Source organism: Mesorhizobium sp. WSM4846, from assembly GCF_055811415.1.
Genome location: NZ_JBVVPZ010000001.1, coordinates 248,412 through 269,005, shown reverse-complemented (window position 1 = coordinate 269,005; position 20,594 = coordinate 248,412). Strand labels below are relative to the sequence as shown.

Genomic DNA, 20,594 nt, shown 5'->3' with positions numbered 1-20,594 from the left:
AGCCTGATCGGCTCGGGGACCGGGAACCTGCCAATGGCCGGGATATTTCGCGCCGCGTCTGTCGCCGTGCGGCAAGTGAGACGCGCGCGCATGATTGCCGGCGGGCTTGCCATCGCAGCGATCTCGGCCTGCACCACCGGCAGCGTGCTCTCGCTGGAACCGGCCGTCGATGTCGGCAGCCAGACATCAGCTGTCCCAGAGTACGCTGGAATGCAGCGCCTCGTCCCATCCAACCCTTACATGACCGCCGCCTATCCGCGCATGGACGAGCCGATGGCGCCGACCGAACAGATGCCAGCCAGCGAGGTCGAGTGCCGCAAGGATTTGAAGCGCCTGGGCGTCGTCTACACCGACGTTGCGCCGATCCGCGAAGGCCAGTGCGGCATCGACTACCCGGTCAAGATCTCGGCCATCGGCCGCATCGCGATGAAGCCGGCCGCGACGCTGACCTGCGACATGGCCGCCACCTTCGCCGGCTGGGCCAGGAATGAACTGGTCCCGTCCGCCCGCTGGCGTTATTTCTCCGGCGTCAGGACCATTCGCCAGGGCTCGAGCTATTCCTGCCGCAGGATCGCCGGCGAAGGCACGCTGTCGGAGCACGGCAAGGGCAACGCGCTCGACCTCATGAGCATCGAGCTTAGCAATGGCAAGGAGATCGACGTGCGCAAGCCCGGCCTGTTCGCCTTCCGCACCCGCGGCTTCCTCAACGCTGTGCGCGCCGACGGCTGCCAGTATTTCACCACCGTGCTCGGCCCCGGCTACAATTACGACCACCGCAACCATTTCCATTTCGACATCAAGAACCGCAAGAACGGCTACCGCGCCTGCCGCTGAGCCCGATCGCGTGCCCACTGCCCAAGGTGTGCGCCGCCGCGTAGAATGACGTCACATAAGGTGAGGTCATATCACCACGGTGGTGTCGCATGAGCCGACGAAGCCTTCGACGACGCGCAACGATCTGGCTGGTGGCGTTCTGTGCCGGCTACCTCGTGCTCGCCTATTTCGCCGCGCCGGAATTCTGGACCCTGCGCGACCGCAACTTCCGCACGCAGCGCTTCGAGATGGTGACGCACACGCCGCAAGGCATCGCCGGCGATCCGATCAATGTCGGCCTCGTCGGCACCAAAAAAGAGCTGGTCCACGCCTTCGCCGTCGCCGGATGGGACACGGCCGACGCTCTCACGCTGGAGACGGCGATCGAGATCGGCGAAAGCGTGCTGTTCGATCGGCCCTATCCCGACGCGCCGGTCAGCCGGCTGTTGTTCGAAGGCCGTGCACAGGATCTGGCCTTCGAGAAGCCGGTCGGCGACAGTGCCGACCGGCGCCATCACGTCCGCTTCTGGCAGACCGATGCGACCGGAGACGATGGCCGGCCGCTCTGGCTGGGTGCGGCAAGCTACGATCGCGGCGTCGGCCTCAGCCACGACACCGGCCAGATCACCCACCATATCGGTCCCGACATCGACGCCGAGCGCGACTTCCTGATCCGCGACCTGTCTGCCGCTGGCATGCTGATCTCGACCAGCGAGATATCGGGCATCGGTGCGACAAAGACCGGGCGCAATGGCGGCGGCGATCCCTATTTCACCGATGGCAAGGCGGTGGTTGGCCTGCTGCGGCAGCTGCCGTAGGCACAAGACGAAGAGACGGTCCTGTCGGACTGTCTCCTCGAAGACGTCGTCATGCGCGCCATCTGGCCGGTGACGCGCAGCCTGACGCCAAAAGTCCGTGTCGTCGTCGACGCCCTGATCGAGCATTTTTCGTCGCCGCCATGGGATGCCGCATGAGATGGTGCGCCCGCCGGCATGAAAAATGACGGCCGTCTATTTTCGAAGACCGCGCCGCAATGCTATTGACCGCGCATGCTTTACGCTGAAATCGCTATCGTGGTCGTCCTCATCTGCGTGAACGGCCTTTTGGCAATGTCCGAGCTTGCCATCGTCTCGTCACGGCCGGCCCGCCTCAAGGCGATGATCGACCGCAACGTCACCGGCGCCGGACGCGCCTTGGCGCTCGGCTCCAATCCAGGCAAATTCCTGTCGTCGGTGCAGATCGGCATCACCCTGGTCGGTGTTTTGTCCGGCGCCTTTTCCGGCGCCACGCTCGGCGAGCGGCTGTCCGTGTTCCTGGCATCGACCGGCATCCGCGAAAGCCTTGCCGACCCGATCGGAGTCGGCATCGTCGTCGCCCTCATCACCTACTTCTCGCTGATCATCGGCGAACTGGTGCCCAAGCAGATCGCGCTACGCGATCCCGAACGCGTCGCCGCCAGGGTTGCTCCGGCGATGACCATCCTCGCCACCGTTTCGGCGCCGCTGGTCTTCCTGCTCGACATTTCCGGCCGCGCCATGCTGTGGCTGCTTGGCCAGCGCGGTGAAAGCGAGGAGAAGGTCACCGACGAGGAGATCAAGATGCTGGTCGCCGAGGCCGAGCATCACGGCACCATCGAATCCGACGAGCGGCGCATGATCGCCGGCGTCATGCGGCTCGGCGACCGCGCCGTCCGCGCGGTGATGACGCCGCGCACCGAGGTCGACTGGATCAACCTGCAGTCCGACGACGCGGCGACCCGCAAGCTGTTGATGGAGACCCAGCATTCGCGCCTGCCAGCCGGCGATGGCAGCGTCGATGCCATGATCGGCGTCGTCCAGACCCGCGACGTGCTGGCCGCGATGCTCGGCGGTCGCGCGCTCGACCCGCGCCGGCACGTGCGCACCGCTCCCATCGTCCATGACCAGGCCGACGCGCTGGATGTCCTTTCGACGCTCAAGGAATCCAACGTGCCGATGGCGCTGGTCCATGACGAATACGGCCATTTCGAAGGCATCGTCACCCCGGCTGACATACTGGAAGCCATCACCGGCGTGTTCCGGGCTGACCTCGACGCCGGCGACGAGGAAAACGCCGTCAAGCGTGACGACGGCTCATGGCTGCTCGCCGGCTACATGCAGGCTGACGAGATGGCGGACGTTCTCGGCATCGACCTGCCCGAGAACCGCGACTACGAGACTGTCGCCGGTTATGTGCTGGCGCATCTGCACCATCTGCCGACGACCGGCGAATGCGTCGATGCGCAGGGCTGGCGCTTCGAGGTCGTCGACCTCGACGGCCGCCGCATCGACAAGCTCATCGCCACCCGCCTGCCCGGCGGCCATCGCGAAATCGTACGGTAGCAGGGTTGCAAGGCAATCTCTCGGCGATCGGCTCGGTCATCGACATCGGCGGCGGCCCCGGGACCATTCTCGTCGGACTTCGCGAGCGGCGTCCGCAGATTGCGGCGACGCTGATGGAACTCCCAACGGTCGCAGCGGTCGCGAAAGATATCCTGTCAGAATACGGTGCCGACGACGTGATTGTCGAAGAGGGGGACATAACCGTCGCGCCATCGATCGGTCGGCACGATCTGGCGATCCTGAAGGCCGTCGTCCAGGTCCTTCCGCCGGACCAGGCGCGCAGTTCGATCCTGAACGCGGCGCGTTGCCTCACACCCGGAGGCGAGATCGCAATTGCGGGGTGGGGTGTCGTCGATGACGACCGCCTCGGCCCGCCTGAGGGTGTGTTTCTGAATCTCACCTTCTTGAACCTCTATCGCCACGGCGAATCGTACACTGAAGGTCAGTATCGCGCGTGGATGACCGAGGCTGGATTCCGGGATATCTCCAGGTCGCGCCTGCCGGACGGCTCCACCTTGTTTCGTGCGCGCCTCACGGGCTGATCGTGGCTGAATGGCCAATCGCAATCTGCGTTCGCTCAATAAAGTCGGTCATCAGCGCGGCTGCCGCCTCGGCGTGGGTTTCGAGCAGGAAGTGGCCGCCGTCGAAGATGTGCGCTTCCATACGTGGAAGGTCTTGCATCCACGACAGTGTTTCGGCGATGTCGAAGAACGGGTCGTGGCGGCCCCACAGCATGAGCGCCGGCGGCTGCCGCGTTTCGATATAGTCGGAGATGACACTGAAGCGAGCGGCATGGTTGGCGTAGTCGGCGAGGAGTGCGCGTTGTGTTTCCATACCGCCAGGCTGATTCATCACCCTCCACTCCTCGACCCAGGGTTCGCCTTGGACCCGGGCGGCGACATCCTCCGGCAAGCCGCCCAAATATTGCTCGCGGGTGCCTTCCAAAGTCAAAAACGCGGTAGCCTCCCTTTCGTTCTCTTCTGTGGGGTTTGACCAGAATTCGAATGTCGCTTGCCATTGCGGTCCGAACCCTGTGCGGTGTGCGTTGGCGCCCTGAATGATGAGGCCGCAGACGAGGTCGGGGGATTGCATAGCGACCTGGAGACCAACAGGCGCGCCCCAATCGTGCAGGTAGATGAAGCGCCGATCGATCGCGAGATGAGTTAGGAGCTCTTGGATTGCGCCGCTGAACGCTACGAACGACGCCGCGGGCAACGGCGCCGATTGGCCGTAGCCAGGCAAGTCGGGGGCGATGACGAAGGCGACCCGCGCAAGGCCGGGAATGATGCCCTGGAAGGTGCGCGACGAGCTCGGGAAGCCGTGCAGGAGCAGCAGCGCGGGATTGGACGCATCTCCCGCGGTGATGAAAGAAAGCTCGGTCCCGCCGGACAGGCGCAGCCGCTGTTGCGTGGGGGATGTCATGCCTGCACTCCTCGAACTGGTCCGGGATGGGCTCAATCAGGGTGCATCTCCTGTGTTCGCTTGATGAACTCGATCATCAGCGAGCGCTGGTTCGGCATGCGTCTCAAGCAGGAAGTGCCCGCCGTCGAAAACATGCGCCTCCATACGCGGCAGATCCTGCATCCAGGACAGCGTTTCGGCGATATCGAAATAGGGGTCGTGACGGCCCCACAGCATGAGGGCCGGCGGTTGCCATTGCTTCAAATAAGCGGCGATCGTATCGAAACGCCCGGCATGGCTTTTGTAGTCGCGGATAAGCGCGCGGTGGGTCTCCATGCGGCCGGGAAGATTCATCACCCTCCAGTCCTCGACCCAGGGGTCGCCCCTGATCGTGGCGGCGACATCCTCTGGCAGGCCGCCGGTATATTGCTCGCGCGTGAACTCAAAGGTCAGGTCGGGGGTCGCGGCCGCTTCGTTCTCCTTTGTCGGTTCTGACCAGAATTTCAACACGGCGTCCCAGACAGGACCGAAGCCGGTTCGATGCGCGTTTGCGTTCTGGATGATGAGACCCGAAACCAGCTCGGGCGCCTGTGTGGCGATCTGCAGACCCACGGCGGCGCCCCAGTCATGAATATGGATGAAGCGGCGCCCAATCGCGAGGTGGGTCAGCAATTCGGAAATCGCCTCGCTGATTGCGGCGAAGGATGGTGTCGGCGGGACACCGGACTGGCCATGGCCCGGGAGGTCGGGCGCGACCACATAGGCTGCGCCCGCCAGACCTGGAATCACATCGCGGAATGCATTTGCGGAGCTGGGAAACCCATGCAGGAGGAGCAAAGCGGGGTTGGATGGATCGCCCGCAGTGACGTAGGCAAGCTCGGTTCCACCGGAGTGACGCATTTGGCGTGAGGCAGGCAGTCTCATGTTCAGGATTCCCTTTTTGCCGTCCGGAATAGAGTTAAGTCCAAACGAGTGGCGCGAGTTCCGCACGTCGCCGACAGCGTTGGTCGGCGAGATGCGGGGGTATTGCGGCCGAAAACGTTCCCTGCAAGTGGCTGGAAGCCCGTGATCCGTTTCGGCCGTCGCTACTCGGCCGAGGATCAGCGGCCGGCTGGTGTTGCGACAACGCGCTCTATCGCCGTCGCCAGGAAGGTCGTGCCGCGCCGGTGCTCGCTGCTGTCCTGGCGCATAAACAGGCCGTTGGCGATTCCCTCATACATACCGAGCAATGCATCTGCCACCTCGCCCGGCACGCCTTCCTCGGCAAGCAGCGCGGCACGCTCCTCCGGCGCAACAAGCACAGGCGTCACCGGCCGGCCGAGAACGTCCGCGAAGGCCGATGCCACCTCGCCGGCGCTCCAGTCTTCCGGTCCGCCCAGCTCCACGACCCGCTTTCCAGTCCACTCCTCGCACAGCACGGTCGCTGCCGCGCGCCCGACATCGATCGTGCTCACCATCGGGATTTTCTGCGACGGCTCGATAAAGGTCGGCAGTATGCTTTGCGACAGGACCGGTTGCGCCACCTCGCTCCAGGTTTCGACAAAATACCCCGACCGCAGGAAGGCGGTGGCCGGCGCCACGCCGTCGAGCAGCGCCTCGAAGCGGTTGAGGGTGGCGATGACGCCGGTGCCGGAGGCATGCTGCGCGCCGATGGACGACAGGACGACGGCCTTTGGCAGACCCGCACGACGTGCCGCATCGGCAAGCGCGGCGCCGATTTCTTCCGTGCGCTGATAGGGATCACCGCTCACCGGCGGCGGGTTGAGCAGGAACGCGGCCCGCGCGCCGGTCAGCGCAGCGGCCATGGCGCCGGCATCCTCCATGCTTGCGACGGCCACCTCGGCGCCGAGGGCCGTCCATTTTTCGCCCTGTTCCTTGCGACGCAGGACGACGCGCACGGCTTCGCCGCCTGCGATCAGGGCGCGCGCGACCTCGCCGCCGGCCCGTCCGTTTGCTCCAAGCACGACATACATTCTTCTTCTCCTTCATCTCGCCTGACCTTCATCCCGCTTGACCTTCATCTCGCGTGACGGGGGAACGATAGGCGCAGGCTTTCCATGCGTCCAATGCATGGTATATATAGTTGCCATGCACGAAGTGGATTTACGCCGGATCGACCTGAACCTGCTGGTGGCGCTCGAAGCGCTGCTGGACGAGAAGAACGTCACCCGTGCCGCAAGCCGGCTCGGCATGAGCCAGCCCGCCGCGAGCCGAGCGCTCGGCCGATTGCGCGCGCTGTTTTCGGATGCGCTGCTGGTCGATGGACCGGGCGGCTACGTCCTCAGCGCCCGTGCGGAAGAGGTGCGCCCGGTGCTGCGCGGCATCCTGGCGGGTGTGCGAGAGATGGTCGAGGCCAACGCGTTCGATCCCGCCACCGCCACCGGCCGAATCCGGCTGCTGATGCCCGATCTCCAGGCCGCCGTGCTGGCGCCGCACCTGCTCGCCCGCCTTGGACGCGAGGCGCCGTCCCTCGATCTCGATATCGTCGCGCCGGGCACGGACGCGATCGAAGCGCTGGAGCAGGGTAGCGCCGATGCGATGGTGGCGCTGGTCGACGAAGCCCCGGCCGGCATCCGTCGGCGCGGCCTCTATGACGAGACGCTCGTGACGCTGATGCGCGCGGAGCACCCGGCGCTCGCCCGAAAGCTGACGCTCGAGCGTTTCCTGGCGCTTGAGCATATCGTGGTGAGCGTCACCGGCGTCGGGCCTGCGCCTGTCGACGAGGTGCTTGCCCGCATCGGGCGAACGCGGCGGGTGAAGCTGCGCGTGCCGAACTTCTTCGCGGCGCTCGAGATCGCCGCCCGCTCCGACCTCATCATGACCCTGCCTTCGAGCCTGGCGCGAGCGGCCGCCAACTTGAAGCGCTTCGTATCGTTGCCGCCGCCCCTCGATCTTGGCAGCTTCACGATGAGCCTTGTCTGGCACGCGCGCCAGCAGGACGCGCCCAGGCACATATGGTTGAGACGTGCCATTGTCGCGGCGGCGGCGGACATGTCGTCGGCGATCGACGTTGGAAACTGAGGCCGCAAGGCGGCTCTCTGGAGCACAACGCCTCGAGCCGACCCGCGTTCAGGAAAGATGCTCTAGAAGGATCTCAACCGAAGCCCAGGTTCAGCGCTTGCGTTTCCGCCTGCTCGGGTGCCTTTAGTCACGGTCGGCCCCCTCCGCCTGCCAGAGCTGGATCGGGTTGCCCTCCGGATCTGCAAGCCGGGCGAACCAACCATTAGGGTAATGTTCGGTGTCGACCTCAACCGCAATTCCGGCTGCCGTGAGCTGTGCGACCATGGCCTGGAGGTCGCGCACGCGGAAATTGATCATCCACGGCTGGTCGGCGCGACCGAAATAGTCACTATCCGCAGCAAACGGTGCGAAGACGGTTGCGCCCTGCTGTTGCTCCCACGAGCGTTGATCGTAGCTTTCTGGCGGCAGCGCCACGCCGAGATGGTCGGCATACCATCGAGCGAGCGCATCGGGCTCCTTCGCTCTGAAGAAGAAGCCACCGATGCCGAGCACCTTTTCCATTGTATCTCCTTACCGACTCGGTCGCGGTGATGACCGGCCCAATCCATATACGCGATGTCAGGCGCTGCCGGGCTTCTTGGTTCAAAACGACTGACAATGCCGCTCTTTGGAGTCCTGAAGGCGCCTGTCTGCACTGTGCAACCGCTCGTGTTTGTTGGCGAACCATTCTGGAGGTCGCGGTGCGGACCAAGCAGACATCAGCTCGGCGCGGAATTTAGCTGTCTCCAGTGGTGATTTGACCCACGTTCGACTGTAGCGGAGATGACCGCCATTGGAAGGTCAGCAATCACACCAATGGCAGGAAGATGTCGGTGATGGCTTCGTGCTCGGCAACCATCGGAACAAAACTCACCCGCTGACAGTAGAGGGGAAAATCCCGAAGGGCCTCACCGCTTGCCGGCAACCAGTCGCGATACAGGAATTCGATCGCCGGCTCGACATTTTCTGCGTCGATTGCGCGAAGCACGGCACATCGTCCGGCCGGAAGAACACCGGCTTCCACGCCCTGGTCGTTCATCTCGATTTTCCGATCGGTCGCAGCACAGATGTCGAGGCGAAATTCGTCCGGCGGCGTTATGTCGGAATCCGAATGAAACACATTGTAGGTTGCACTGGACGCCGCGCTCAAACCTGCAGCCCTTCGCCAGGCGATGAATTTCTGGATAGTCTCGGCGACCAGGGCCGGATTGCCTCGGTGCTGCAGGACGGCGACGGGTGTTTCCGGCACGTCGATGATGTTGACGTCAGCCAATGAATACGCCGTTTTCATGAGCTTGCTCCTCGCGTTGGTCAATGGCCACAGGCTGGCAAACCACACCTCCCAGTCGGGCGTGTCCCGAAATGCGGAAGGCAATTGCCCAAAGCTTTTCCGAAACGCGCGGGCGAGGCGTCGGGCGCATCGTAACCGACGTCCAGCGCGGTTTCGGTCACGCTCGCCTCGTCCTTGAAGGCAAGCACCTGTCCCGCCCGTTTCATGCGAATGAGTTGGACGTAGCGATGAATTATATGCCGAAATATCCTCTGAATTGGCGGTGGAAATGGTACTTGGACAAGGCCGCAACGGCACTAAGCGTGTCCAGGCCAAGATCATCCTCAAGATGCCGGTCGATGTAGCTCAACACCCGTTTCATGCGCGCGTGGTAGGGATCTTGCCGCGTCGTCATCATGCTCTCCTGTGCGAGAGCAATCTGCCAGCTTGCGAGACAGCGCGCTCGACAGTTCTTGCTGAACCCCCCTGTTCACTTCGATGCGAAGCCGTTGGCGGTGGAGCACTGCTAACCGGGTTCAGACCGGCAGGCGGAACTGTTTGCGCAAGCTCTTGTCGAACATCTTTGCGGGGGCAAAGCGGCGCAGAATGCTGACCTGGCGCGCTGCCTTGCCGGCGGTATAGCGACGCCGCGGGCGGAGATCGGTCGCCGCCTTGACCACCACATCCGCCACCACTTCCGGCGGATCGGCTTTGGGCATCACATCGCCCAGCAGCGCCTTGAGCCCGGCGCGCGCCCGATCGTATTCTTTCAACACCGAATCCGGCTCGATCCCGTTCTGGTCGAAAACGGTACGCACGAATGCCGGCTCGATGACCGAGACGCGAATATCGAAAGCACGAACCTCGTGATCGAGCGATTCCGAATAGCCTTCAAGCGCGTGCTTGACCGCAGAGTAATGAGCTGAGTATGGCGCCGGCACCAATCCCAGAATCGAGCCGATATTAATGATGCGCCCTACGGGGCAAGGGCACTCATGTCTTCGATGACATGGGAGAGGTCGAACTCAAGAACATTTCCAATCCGGTGCGCGTGTTCAGAATCGTGAACGGTGTGGCGCCGGCGCACGCCGGGCCTGCGCTGCCGCTTCCCGACAAGCCGTCGATCGCGGTCCTGCCTTTCACGAACATGAGCGGCGATCCTGAGCAGCAATATTTCTCCGACGGCATCACCGAGGATATCATCACCGAACTATCACGCTCCCGCGCGCTGTTTGTCATTGCCCGGAACTCGTCGTTTCAGTATCGCGACAAAGCCGTCGACGTGCGCCGGGTCGCGCGCGACCTTGGCGTGCGCTACATCGTCGAGGGCAGTGTCCGCAAAATGGGCGGCCGGATTCGCATCACGGCGCAGCTGATTGACGCCGTTCCAGGTAATCATCTGTGGAGCGAGCGTTTCGACCGCAGCATCGAGGACCTATTCAAAGTTCAGGACGAGTTGACACATACCGTCGTCGCAACCGTGGTGGGCCGGCTGGAGGACGCCGAAATCAGGATAGCGTCAAACAGGCGGACCGACAGCCTGCCGGCCTATGACTGTCTGCTGCGCGGTATTCAGCAATTGCGTGGGTTCGGCATGGAAAACAACCATCGTGCTCGCGAGTTGTTCGAGCAGGCCGTTTCTCTCGATCCGCAATACGCTATGGCCCACGCCTATCTGGCGTTGTCGCTTCTGGTCGAAAATAACTACGGCGCCGCGTCAGATGCGATCAAACAACGGGCATTGGAGGTGGCCATGACTGCGGTCCGGCTGGAACCGCGCGAAAGCCGATGCCACACGTTCCTCGGGCAGATCCACCGATTCCGCGATGAGTACGATCTGGCGATATCGCACCTCGAGAATGGTGTCGCGCTCAACCCCAACGACGTGGTCGGCATTGTCCACTTGAGCGCGGCGTTTGGCGTGTCCGGTCGCGCCGAAGAGGGCATTGAGCTGGCTCGCCGGGCCATCAGACTTGATCCTTACGTCAAGTTCGCCTGGGGTACCCTTGCCTTTTGCTTATACGCCGTGAGGCGCTATGAAGAAGCTTTGGCGGCAAACCGGAAGCTCGGGCACGAGTTGTCCCCGTGGATGATGGCGCGCGAAGCAGCGTGCCTGGCGCAGCTTGGGCGTCTCGACGAAGCCCGCGCCCGGGCCGCGGAGGTGGTCCGCCGCAAGCCCGGTTTCAGCATTCGGGCGGAGATGCCGCACTACAGATACCCTGCCGATGCCGAGCACCTACGTGAAGGCTTGCTGAAGGCAGGTCTTCCCGAATGAGTGAATGTCCACCTCGGTCCGCCCCGGCAGTCGAGCATGAGCGGCGGCTATTGAGAAACACGGGAATGACTGGTTTGGCGCAAAGCCGATGACGGCAAAGCGGCCGAAGGCTGCCAGTCCGCTTTGCGCAGCCAAGGTGGAATAGCAGATATTCGCCTGGACGAGGCGGCCGCCCGGATCTGACCCAAGTCGGACGCGCTGGAAGAAAAAGCCCCGAGAAACGATAGAGAGAGGGCGGCGGCACTCGTTCAACGAGCGCTGCTAATTCGGAATGGGCAACGATTGACGCTTCGCCTCATCCGAGGCCGGATTTGCGAAATCCTTCGATGGAGATTGCCCGGTCCTCCGGACGGTGCTTCTAAACCCGGGCTCGCTCGCAAGGTGTCGCTGTCATACGCTTCGACTTCACGGGTTTGGGATCGAGCGAGGGCGAATTCGCGCCGACGAATTTCTCCTCGAATGTGGCCGACCTCCTTTCGGCCGTCGACTATCTGAGCGATCATTACCGCGCACGGTCCTTGCTGATCGGCTATTCGATCGGAGGTGCGGCAGTCCGCGATGGCCAAGGATGTTCCCAAGGTGCGCGCCATCGCCACGATCGGCGCGCCAGCCGATGCCGTCATGTATTGAAGAATTTCGGAACGAGCCTCAAGGAGATCGAAGTGAGCGGAAGTGGACATTTGAACGTAGGCTCGATCAATCCATGTTGATCCGCGGACCTGTCGCGCCGTTCAGCAATCGCTTCAAGTGGAAGCTCGCAAGCTGGTCCTCTGCGCGCCTGCCTACCTCAGCAGCGAACGAGGTGACCGCACTAGGGTCGCCGGCTTCCAGCTTGGCGAAAGCCGCGAGGTAATCCTTCGTCGCGAGGTCATCGCATTGTTCAGGCCGCAGTGGCTCGAAAGCGCGCAGCGACTCCGTTCGTCCTCTCAACACGAGGTCACCCACCGGCCGCCCTCGGAAATTCGCAACCTGTCTCGCGACGCTCTCGCTCACGCAAATACGGGTGCCGAGTTGCTTGTTGGCGGCTTCCAGCCGCGCCGCGATGTTGATGGTGTCGCCATAGGCGGAGTAGTCGAAGAAGCGGGCGCCGCCGAAATTGCCGACGATCGCCGGCCCGGCGTGGACGCCAATGCGGGTGGGACCGAGCGCCACGCCCCTGGCGCGCCAGCCGGCGCGGAAGTCTTCCGAAAAGTCGTCGAGGTCAAGCGCGCAGGCGACCGCGCGGGCGGCATGGTCGGGCTGCTCGCCCGGCGCGCCGAAGAGCACATGCAGTGCGTCCCCGACGATCTTGGCCACCGTGCCCTCGTGGTGGAAAACGATGTCGGTCATGCCGGCGAGGTACGCGTTGAGGAGTTCACCCAGTACCGCCGGGTCGAGCGTTTCCGCCAGCGCAGTGAAGCCGGCGATGTCAGTGAAGAGCGACGCCACCTCGCGTCGTTGCCCGGCAAGCTCGCCAGCGTCGCCGGCGAGCCGCTCGGCGAGGTTGGGCGAGAAGTAGCGCGACAGCGAGGCGTGCGCGCGCTCGGCCGCCACCTGCTTGCCCCGCGCGTCGCGCAGAAGGGAAAGGTGCCTCAGCGTCTTGGCGATAGTCGTCTCGAGGTCGGCGAAATCGATCGGCTTCATCAGGAAATCGAAGGCGCCGCGGTTCATTGCGGTCCGGATATTGGCCAGGTCGCCATAGGCCGACACGATGATGGTCGACAGCCGCTCCTCGGCGTCCTGGAGCTTCGCAAGAAGCGACAGCCCGTCCATGCGCGGCATGTTGATGTCGGTAACGACCATTTCGATGTCGGGATTGGCGGCGATCAGGTCGAGCGCCTCGACGCCGTCGCGGGCGAAGATAAAGCTCACGGCGCCGTCGCGGATTTGGTGGCGGAATTTCTGCAGGACCAGCGGCTCCAGGTCCGGCTCGTCGTCGACGACCAGGATCAGCGCCGTCATGCCGCGAGCCCGACGCGAACGTCAATCTCGCCGCGTAGCGCGACGAAATCGAGCGGCTTCGTCAATAGCGCCTCGGCGCCGTTTTCGAGTGCGTTCCTATTGGTCTCTGCGTCGCTATAGGCGGTGATCATGATCACGGGCACATCGGGACGCAACGCCTTCGCTTTCGGCAGAAGCTCCAGGCCGCTCATGCCCGGCATGTTGATGTCCGACAGGATGAGGATCAGCGAAGCGCTTTCCGCAGCCTCGATCAGCGCCAGCGCCTGCGGCGCCGAAAGCGCGAACGCCATCTCGAAGCGCCCGGTTCTAAGATCTCGCCGGAACTGCTGCCGGAACAGCACCTCGATGTCGGGCTCGTCGTCGACGACCAGGATGAGCAGGCTCAAGCGTTGCCTCCTGCTTTGGCGAGCGTCGCGGCGCCGCGCGGCAAAACGATGCGGAACTCGGTGAAGGCGCCCGGCTCGGTCTCCACCTCTATCGTGCCGGCGTGCTGTTTCACGATGATGTCGTAGCTCAAGGACAGGCCAAGCCCCGTGCCCTCGCCCGCCGGCTTGGTGGTGAAGAACGGGTTGAACATTTTTTCCTTCACGTCCGGCGGGATGCCGGTGCCGTTGTCGCGGATCCTGATCTCGACCGCATCGCCCAGGCTTTTCGTCGATGCCGCCAGCACCGGCTCGTAGCCGGTTTCGCCTTCAGCCGCCGGCCGTTTCGTCGTCGCGTAAAAGCCGTTCGAGATCAGGTTCAACAGCACGCGCGTGATTTCCTGCGGAAAGAGATCGACCTCGCCTGCGCTCGGGTCGAAATTCCTTTCCAGCGTGATGTTGAAGCCTTTCCCATCGGCGCGCGCGCCATGATAGGCGAGGTTCAGGCTCTCCTCCACGACCGCGTTGATGTCGACCGGCCGGTGCTCGCCCGAGCCCGAGCGCGAGTGGAGCAGCATGTTCCTGACGATCGAATCGGCGCGCTTGCCGTGTTGAACCACCTTGTCGAGATTGCCTTTCAACATCTCCGATAGTTCGTCCACTTCCGCACGTGTCTTGTCGTCCAGCACGGCGCCTTGCAGTGTCTCACGCAGTTCCGTAATCAGGTCGCCGGAGAGCGAGGAAAAATTGTTGACGAAGTTGAGCGGATTCTTGATCTCGTGCGCTATTCCCGCGGTCAGCTGGCCGAGCGAGGCGAGCTTTTCGGTCTGCACGAGCCGATCCTGGGCTTTGCGCAGGTCGTCCAGCGAGCGCGACAGTTCCTCGGTGCGCGCCTGCACTTCATCGAACAGCCGGACGTTCTCGATCGCAATGACGGCCTGATCGGCGAAAGTCTCGACCAGCTCGATCTGCTTTGGCGAGAAGGGCCCGGGCGCCTTGCGCATAACCAGAAGCAACCCCATCAGTTCCGTGCCGCGCAGGAGCGGAACACCGAGGATGCAGCGAACGCCGCGCTGCCGCGCCACCTCGGTGAAGGTGAATTCGGGATCGGCTTCGAAATCCGGTACGAGAACGGTCTTCTGTTCCAGGAGAACGCGCCCCGACACCGATCCGCGCCCCGGCTGACGCATGATCTTGGTATGGGCAGGGGCCGCTTCCGGATCGCGGCTGAATGTCGTGGTCCACTGAAATCCGTCGTCGACCAGGCGATAGAAATCGGCGATGTCCGCCTCGCAGAGGTGCGCGGCGGACTCTGCCAGGGTGTCGAGCACGTTCTGCAGGTTGAAGGCCGAGCGGCTGATCACTTTTAACACGTCCGCTGTCGCCGTCTGCTGCTGGAGCGACTCGCTGAGCTCCGCCGTGCGCGCCTGCACCTCGTCGAACAAGCGGACATTCTCGATGGCGATCACGGCCTGGTCGGCGAAGGTCTTCAGAAGTTCGACTTGCTTGGCGGCAAGAAAGCCCGTCTCAGCACGCCCGACTGCTATGCAACCGATGGGCAGGCCGTCACGCAGCATCGGCACGGCGACAGCGCTGCGCAGGCCCGAAAAAGCCGCAGCGGCGCGATGCGTGAATTCACTATCCAAGGTGAGGTCCGGGATCTGCGCCACGTCAAGATAGAGAATTGCCCGTTCGGCGGCGCTGCCGCGAGTAGGTGCCACGGGAAAAGTGTTGCGCACGATCTCAACGCTTTCTTCGGTGATGCCGTGATGCGCGACGAAATGCAGAAGCTGGCCATCATATCTGTAGACAAAGCAGAACTGCGCTTCGCACAGGCGGGCGGCACTTTGCGCGATCATGTTGAACACCGGCTGCACATCAGTGGGCGAGCGGCTGATGACGCCAAGCACATCGCTGGTTGCCGTCTGGTACTCTAGCGCCTCGGTGGCCTCCCGCGTCCGCTGCTGCACTTCCTCGAACAGGCGGACGTTCTCGATCGCGATGACGGCCTGGTCGGCGAAAGTCTGGACGAGTTCGATCTGGCGCTCGGAAAACGGGCCTGGCTTTGCACGCGCCATCGAGAAGACACCAATCGGGATGCCTTCGCGCAACAACGGCACCGATAACCCAGCTGCGAACTCGCCTATTTTTGGCACATCTAGAGTATCATACTCGAAGTCCAGGGTCACGTCGGGGACATGAACGACCGCCCTTTCCAATGCGGCGCGACCAACCCAGGAATCACGGCCAACGCGATTGGGATGGGCTTCCTCATGGGCTCTTAACTCAGGCGAGTGCCCATGCGAAGCGGATATGTGGTAAACGTCGCCGTCGAGCATATATATGCCACCCAATTCGGCGCCCCCTAACTTCACCGCGGATTCTATCAGCGTCTGAAGCACCGCCTTGAGATCGAATGTCGAGGCACTGATAACCTTGAGCACGTCCGCCGTCGCGGTCTGCTGTTCCAACGCTTCGGTGAGTTCTGCCGTGCGTGCCTGAACCTGCTTGAACAGCCGGGCGTTCTCGATCGCGATCACCGCCTGGCTGGCGAAGCTGGTGACCAGCGCGATCTGCTTGTCGGTGAAGGGCCGCACCTCCTGGCGGTGCAGCGTGATCGCGCCGATCACGACATCGTCCTTGACCAACGGAACGGAGAGCATGGTGCGCGCCTTGAACAGCGGGACCACGCGCGTTCTCAGCGGATCACCTTCGGCAAAGGCCGGATCGTTCGTGACGTCGTCGATATGGGCGTAGCGCCTGGTCGCGAGCGCCTGGCCGAGCGCGGTGTTCGGGCCGGGCTGCATCAGGCTCCCGCCCTTCTTGAATTCTTCCCACTCCTCGGTCGCGCCGTAGGCGGCGACATGGCGGAAGCCATCGCCCTCCCGGAGCGCAAGATTGCCGAAGTTGGCGTCGCAGATGCGAGCGGCATTTTCCAGGATTACCTCGAAAACCGGCTCAAGCTCGACGATCGAACGGCTGATGACGTCGAGCACCTCCGAGGTCGCGGTCTGCTGCCGCAAGGCCTCGCTGAGCTCGGCCGTGCGCGCCTGAACCTCATCGAACAGGCGCACATTCTCGATCGCGATGACGGCCTGGTCGGCGAAGGTCTGGAGCAGCTCGATCTGCTTGTCGGTGAACGGCGCGACCGACTTGCGCGCCACCAGGAGAACGCCGATTGGCGTGTTTTCCCTGAGCATGGGCACGCCCATCATCGTGCGAAAACCCGCGCGCCGCTGGTTTTCAAGGAACGCATATTCAGGGTCCGCGAGGACGTCTGCGACATGGACGTAGGTGGCGTCGAGGAGAACGCGTCCGACGACGCTGCCGCGCCCGATATCCAGGCGGTTCACTCTGTTGTATTCGACCCAGCCGGACGGGAAGCCATGGCTGCTGGCGAAGTAAAAGCCATTATCCTCGCTTCGGCAAATTCCGGACATGTCGGCGTCGCAGAGACGAGCCGCCGACACGGTCAGCGTATTGAGCACCGTTTGCAGGTTGAAGGCTGACCGGCTGATCACCTTGAGCACGTCGGCCGTCGCGGTCTGCTGAGCCAGCGCTTCGCTGAGTTCGGCCGTCCGCGCCTGCACTTCTTCGAATAGCCGCACGTTCGAGATGGCGATCACGGCCTGGTCGGCGAAGGTCTTCAGAAGCTCGATCTGCCTGTCGCTGAACGGTCTCACCTCTCTTCGCCGCAGGCTAATCGCACCGATCGCTCTTCCATCGCACACAAGAGGTGTCGCCAGAATGGTGCGAAAGCCGAACTGAATGGCCATTTCCCGGCCTGCCGCAAATTCGGCCCCGGCCTCGGACAGATCTTCGACCTGCACGGTTCCCGCATCGATCACCGACCGCGCCATTACCCGGTCGCGCTCCAGCGGCCACGGCGCCTCATCGACCGCGATCGGACCCGAATGGGCACCGAGATGGAGCATATCGTCCTTCTTGAGCCGGATGATCACGTCATAGGCGTCGCAAAGACGGGCGGCGCTCGCCGCCACGGCGTCGAGGACCGGCTTGATATCGGTCGGCGACGAGGCGATGACGCGAAGCAGCTCGCCGGTCGCCGTCTCGCGTTCGCGCGCTTCGTTGAGCTCGCGCGTGAGAAGCCCGATCCTAGCTTCGAGTTCGCAGTGTAATTCCCGCATGTGCAGGTTCTAGCCCTCGGTCGCAGCGCTGCCCTCTAGGTCGAGACGCAAAACCATAGGCAGAATAACACTAAAAATACTAGGTCACCGGCAGTCGAGCGATTCGTCCCCCATTCGCAGCGAGGAAAATCGGCAGCCGGACTCTCGACGTTTTTTCCACCAAAAGAGCGGTTCGCCAGTAGTCAGAATCGTTAGCTAACCAGCGGACCGGCCCGTGTAGATAGGGAAACTACGCATTCGTCTGCATCGAGCTCAGTAGGCGTCGCTCTTCTTCGACAATATAATCGCGGATGATTGGGACATCGTCACGGCGAGCCGAGATCAGAATCTGGAAGACAAAATTTGAACCGTTTAGGAAGCCGAGTTCGGCCGACGCCAGATAGAAATCCCACATACGGCAGAAGCGTTCGCCCATCATGGCGACTGCCTCCTCGCGCCTGGCCTCATAACCGAGACGCCAATCGTGGATCGTCCAGTAATAGTGCAGCCGCAAATTTTCGCAGTCGGCGCACCAGATCCCCGTGCGCTCCAACGAGGCAAACACCTCTGACAAAGCCGGCACATACCCACCTGGAAAGATATACTTGCGGATGAACGGCGCCGTCGTACCAGGCGGTGACATGCGTCCGATCGCATGAACCAATGCGAAGCCGCCCTCCTTCAACAATCTACTGATGATTGTGAAATAGCTGTCGAAATGAACGACGCCCACGTGCTCCATCATTCCGATCGAGACAACACGGTCGTACTGTCCGCTGACCTCGCGATAGTCGACCTCGCGAAAATCGATCTGATGAGCGACCCCGGCCTCGATCGCTCGAAGCCGAGACGCCGCCAATTGCTCCGTCGAAACGTTGATCGCCGTGACCTTCACGTCGCAATACTTGGCGAGATAGATGGCGAGAGTGCCCCAGCCTGAGCCGATTTCCATCACATGCATGCCCGGCTCTAGCTTGAGCTTCGCGGCAATGTGGCGATGCTTGTCCATCTGCGCTTGCTGCAGATTGTTATCCGGTGCCGTATAATAGGCGCACGAATAGGTCATTGTCTCGTCGAGCCATAGCTCATAAAATTTCGTCGGGATGTCGTAGTGATGCTGAACGTTTTTGGCGGCGAGACCGAGCTTGTTGTTCTGCTGGCGCCGGCGCAACGCACGCCAGACTTTCCGCAGCGCCTTCTGAACAGGGTGGGCTGCCAACCCGGTGCGGTTGACGGAAAAAAGTGACAAGAGGTCAAATGCTTGGCCACCGTTCTCGATCACCAAGCGGCCATCCATGTAGGCTTCGGCCGCCTTCAGTTCCGGATTGAAGAAGATCTCGCGTTCGACCGCTTTGTCGGTTAGGCGGATCGTCACGTCGGGCCCATCCTGTCCATTGCCGAAGGCTTGCCTGAAACCGTCCTCGAATATGACAGTCAGGCGCCCGTTTTTTACAAAACGGGAGAGCAGATTTGGCAGCAGACGCATTGTGGCTCGTTTCTCGTTACTTGCCCCGCAAGTATGACTGCCCGGTGTCGGTACATCAATACCGATCTGGGGGCGGAGAGGGATCGGACTTCAGAAGTCTCCTCCCAATGCCGACGTAGCGACCCATCCGGGGCAGCCTGCAGAACAGCAGCCCCCTACGGCTCGTCCCTCAAATCGCGCAAATTAGACACAACGCGGCGGTTCTGCGACCTGCAGGCGGTGTCGGGGCAGTCGCGGACGAGCCTGGCCTTGCCGTAGCCCTTGGCCCACATGCGGTTGCGGCCTATGCCGCCGGCGGCGAGGTAGTCCATCACCGCATCGGCGCGCTGCTGCGACAGCGCCGTTTCACTCGCGCCGGGATCGTCGGCGAAACCCTGCAGCTTGAGCAGCCAGCGCGGATGCTTTGCTAACCAGGCGATCTGGGTGTCGAGGGTGGCCTTGGCGACAGAATCGAGCGCGGCCGAACCTTGCGTGAAATAGGTGCGGCGGCCGACATTGAGGATAAAATCCTCCTCGCTGCCCGGCTGCACGTTCTGGAAGCCGGCAACCTCGGTGTTGGTGATGTCGGGCGTGGAAGGGGCCGGTGTGTTGCTGGTCGAGCAGGATGCGGCCAGCACCAGCAGGCCGGCGGCGAGCAGCCGGCGCATGTTTTCAATCATGCGGTTCATGAGGCGCCAATCATTCGACAGTGGTGGAAGCGGGCGCCTGGTCGGCGATGTGCGGCAGGACCTGCACCGCGGTGCCGATCGGGCAGCGCTGGTAGAGGTCGATGATGTCTTCCGGGAACATGCGGATGCAGCCGCTGGAAGCGTCGGTGCCGATGCTCCATGGCTCCAGCGTGCCATGCAGGCGGTAGCCGGTGTCGGCGCCGTTGCGGTGCAGATAGAGCGCGCGCGGCCCGAGCGGATTGTTGGAGGCGCCGCCTGCGACCATGTGCGGTAGGTCCGGCTTGCGCTTACGCATTTCGGGGGGCGGGACCCATTGCGGCCACAGCGCCCGGCGGTCGATCGTCGCGCGGCCGTACCATTTGAAGCCGTCCTTGCCGACGCCGACGCCGTAGCGGATGGCGGTCTTGTTTTCCATGATGACGTAGAGGAAGTGGTGGCGGGTATCGACCACGACGGTGCCGACCGGCTCGCTGCTGAAATACTTGACGATCTGGCGATGCCATCTCTTGTCGATCTTGGCGAAGTTGGTCTTGCGATAGACAAAATTGTTGTCGCTGGCGGTACCGGCGAAAAAGGATTTTGCCGCCGCGGCTTGAGAAATATTGCTGGTTGCACCCACCGCGGCCAGCGCCAGGCCGCCGAGCACGACATCCCTGCGTGATAAAACCATCGGCAATATCCCCCCATGACAAAAGCCTGGCGGACCATAGTTGAGAATTACTTCGCCTCAAAGTGGAAAATGCTGCGTTGCTTCAGTCCGCCGGACATTCGGCAATTTGGCGGCGAGTGACCGAATTGTGACGATCTTGCCGAGGACGAACATCTAACCTAAACCTCATCCAGGACCTCAATCAAATTGGTGCGACTGTTTGGGACCGGGCGTAGTTGATG

The 20,594-nt window shown here is 62.7% G+C and carries 16 protein-coding genes and 3 pseudogenes; 7 read left to right on the top strand and 12 right to left on the bottom strand.

The features are described 5' to 3' along the window. The first annotated feature begins 33 nt into the window (after positions 1-33). The 4 genes from AC0L15_RS01310 (at position 34) to AC0L15_RS01295 (ending at position 3,715) form a co-directional block, all read left to right on the top strand. A complete protein-coding gene (locus AC0L15_RS01310) occupies positions 34-834 on the top strand; it encodes an extensin-like domain-containing protein (protein ID WP_287246441.1) in 801 nt (266 codons plus the stop codon). Between the two features lie 89 nt (positions 835-923). Continuing rightward, positions 924-1,631 (top strand): LssY C-terminal domain-containing protein, encoded by a 708-nt coding sequence (locus AC0L15_RS01305; protein ID WP_031255203.1) that lies wholly within the window; start codon positions 924-926, stop codon positions 1,629-1,631. Positions 1,632-1,862: 231 nt separating this feature from the next. Further along, the gene (locus tag AC0L15_RS01300) at positions 1,863-3,173 is read left to right on the top strand and encodes a hemolysin family protein (protein WP_287240008.1); all 1,311 of its coding nucleotides are present in this window, start codon (positions 1,863-1,865) and stop codon (positions 3,171-3,173) included. A gap of 5 nt (positions 3,174-3,178) precedes the next feature. Continuing rightward, on the top strand, positions 3,179-3,715 hold the full coding sequence (locus AC0L15_RS01295) for a methyltransferase (protein ID WP_287246440.1): 537 nt from the start codon (positions 3,179-3,181) through the stop codon (positions 3,713-3,715). On the opposite strand, the gene AC0L15_RS01290 is transcribed toward AC0L15_RS01295, so the two are convergent. The 3 genes from AC0L15_RS01290 to AC0L15_RS01280 all read right to left on the bottom strand — a co-directional run bounded on the left by AC0L15_RS01290 (position 3,705) and on the right by AC0L15_RS01280 (position 6,547). Then, entirely contained in the window at positions 3,705-4,595 is an 891-nt protein-coding gene (locus tag AC0L15_RS01290) for an alpha/beta fold hydrolase (RefSeq protein ID WP_287246439.1), read from the bottom strand. The genes AC0L15_RS01295 and AC0L15_RS01290 overlap by 11 nt on opposite strands. Before the next feature lie 36 nt (positions 4,596-4,631). Next, a complete protein-coding gene (locus AC0L15_RS01285) occupies positions 4,632-5,564 on the bottom strand; it encodes an alpha/beta fold hydrolase (protein ID WP_287246438.1) in 933 nt (310 codons plus the stop codon). Between the two features lie 110 nt (positions 5,565-5,674). Further along, entirely contained in the window at positions 5,675-6,547 is an 873-nt protein-coding gene (locus AC0L15_RS01280) for an NmrA family NAD(P)-binding protein (protein ID WP_287246437.1), read from the bottom strand. 115 nt (positions 6,548-6,662) lie between these two features. Between AC0L15_RS01280 and AC0L15_RS01275 the strand changes: the two genes are divergently transcribed. Then, positions 6,663-7,595, top strand: coding sequence for a LysR family transcriptional regulator (locus AC0L15_RS01275; RefSeq protein ID WP_353813036.1), 933 nt, complete (start codon positions 6,663-6,665; stop codon positions 7,593-7,595). A gap of 123 nt (positions 7,596-7,718) precedes the next feature. Here AC0L15_RS01275 and AC0L15_RS01270 read toward each other — a convergent pair whose 3' ends face one another. The 3 genes and pseudogenes from AC0L15_RS01270 to AC0L15_RS01260 form a co-directional block, all read right to left on the bottom strand. After that, a complete protein-coding gene (locus AC0L15_RS01270) occupies positions 7,719-8,096 on the bottom strand; it encodes a VOC family protein (RefSeq protein ID WP_128169596.1) in 378 nt (125 codons plus the stop codon). 286 nt (positions 8,097-8,382) lie between these two features. Beyond that, a pseudogene (locus AC0L15_RS01265) lies at positions 8,383-9,259 on the bottom strand (AraC family transcriptional regulator). A gap of 121 nt (positions 9,260-9,380) precedes the next feature. After that, positions 9,381-9,821, bottom strand: a pseudogene (locus AC0L15_RS01260) (SDR family NAD(P)-dependent oxidoreductase); the annotation flags it as partial. A gap of 32 nt (positions 9,822-9,853) precedes the next feature. Here AC0L15_RS01260 and AC0L15_RS01255 point away from each other — a divergent pair. Then, positions 9,854-11,119 (top strand): tetratricopeptide repeat protein, encoded by a 1,266-nt coding sequence (locus AC0L15_RS01255; protein ID WP_473495819.1) that lies wholly within the window; start codon positions 9,854-9,856, stop codon positions 11,117-11,119. 377 nt (positions 11,120-11,496) lie between these two features. Next, positions 11,497-11,808: pseudogene (locus AC0L15_RS01250) on the top strand (alpha/beta fold hydrolase); the annotation flags it as partial. A gap of 7 nt (positions 11,809-11,815) precedes the next feature. On the opposite strand, the gene AC0L15_RS01245 reads toward AC0L15_RS01250, so the two are convergent. The 6 genes from AC0L15_RS01245 to AC0L15_RS01220 form a co-directional block, all read right to left on the bottom strand. Beyond that, on the bottom strand, positions 11,816-13,060 hold the full coding sequence (locus AC0L15_RS01245) for an adenylate/guanylate cyclase domain-containing protein (protein WP_473495818.1): 1,245 nt from the start codon (positions 13,058-13,060) through the stop codon (positions 11,816-11,818). Beyond that, on the bottom strand, positions 13,057-13,446 hold the full coding sequence (locus AC0L15_RS01240) for a response regulator (RefSeq protein WP_287064162.1): 390 nt from the start codon (positions 13,444-13,446) through the stop codon (positions 13,057-13,059). Before AC0L15_RS01240 ends, AC0L15_RS01245 begins: the two co-directional genes overlap by 4 nt. Continuing rightward, positions 13,443-17,570, bottom strand: a complete 4,128-nt coding sequence (locus tag AC0L15_RS01235; RefSeq protein WP_473495817.1) for a GAF domain-containing protein — start codon at positions 17,568-17,570, stop codon at positions 13,443-13,445. The genes AC0L15_RS01240 and AC0L15_RS01235 overlap by 4 nt, the downstream gene beginning before the upstream one ends. Before the next feature lie 229 nt (positions 17,571-17,799). Then, positions 17,800-19,035 (bottom strand): SAM-dependent methyltransferase, encoded by a 1,236-nt coding sequence (locus AC0L15_RS01230; protein ID WP_287246428.1) that lies wholly within the window; start codon positions 19,033-19,035, stop codon positions 17,800-17,802. Between the two features lie 155 nt (positions 19,036-19,190). After that, a complete protein-coding gene (locus AC0L15_RS01225) occupies positions 19,191-19,703 on the bottom strand; it encodes an OmpA family protein (RefSeq protein WP_473495816.1) in 513 nt (170 codons plus the stop codon). Positions 19,704-19,713: 10 nt separating this feature from the next. Further along, positions 19,714-20,373, bottom strand: a complete 660-nt coding sequence (locus AC0L15_RS01220; protein ID WP_287246426.1) for a L,D-transpeptidase — start codon at positions 20,371-20,373, stop codon at positions 19,714-19,716. Positions 20,374-20,594 lie beyond the last annotated feature (221 nt).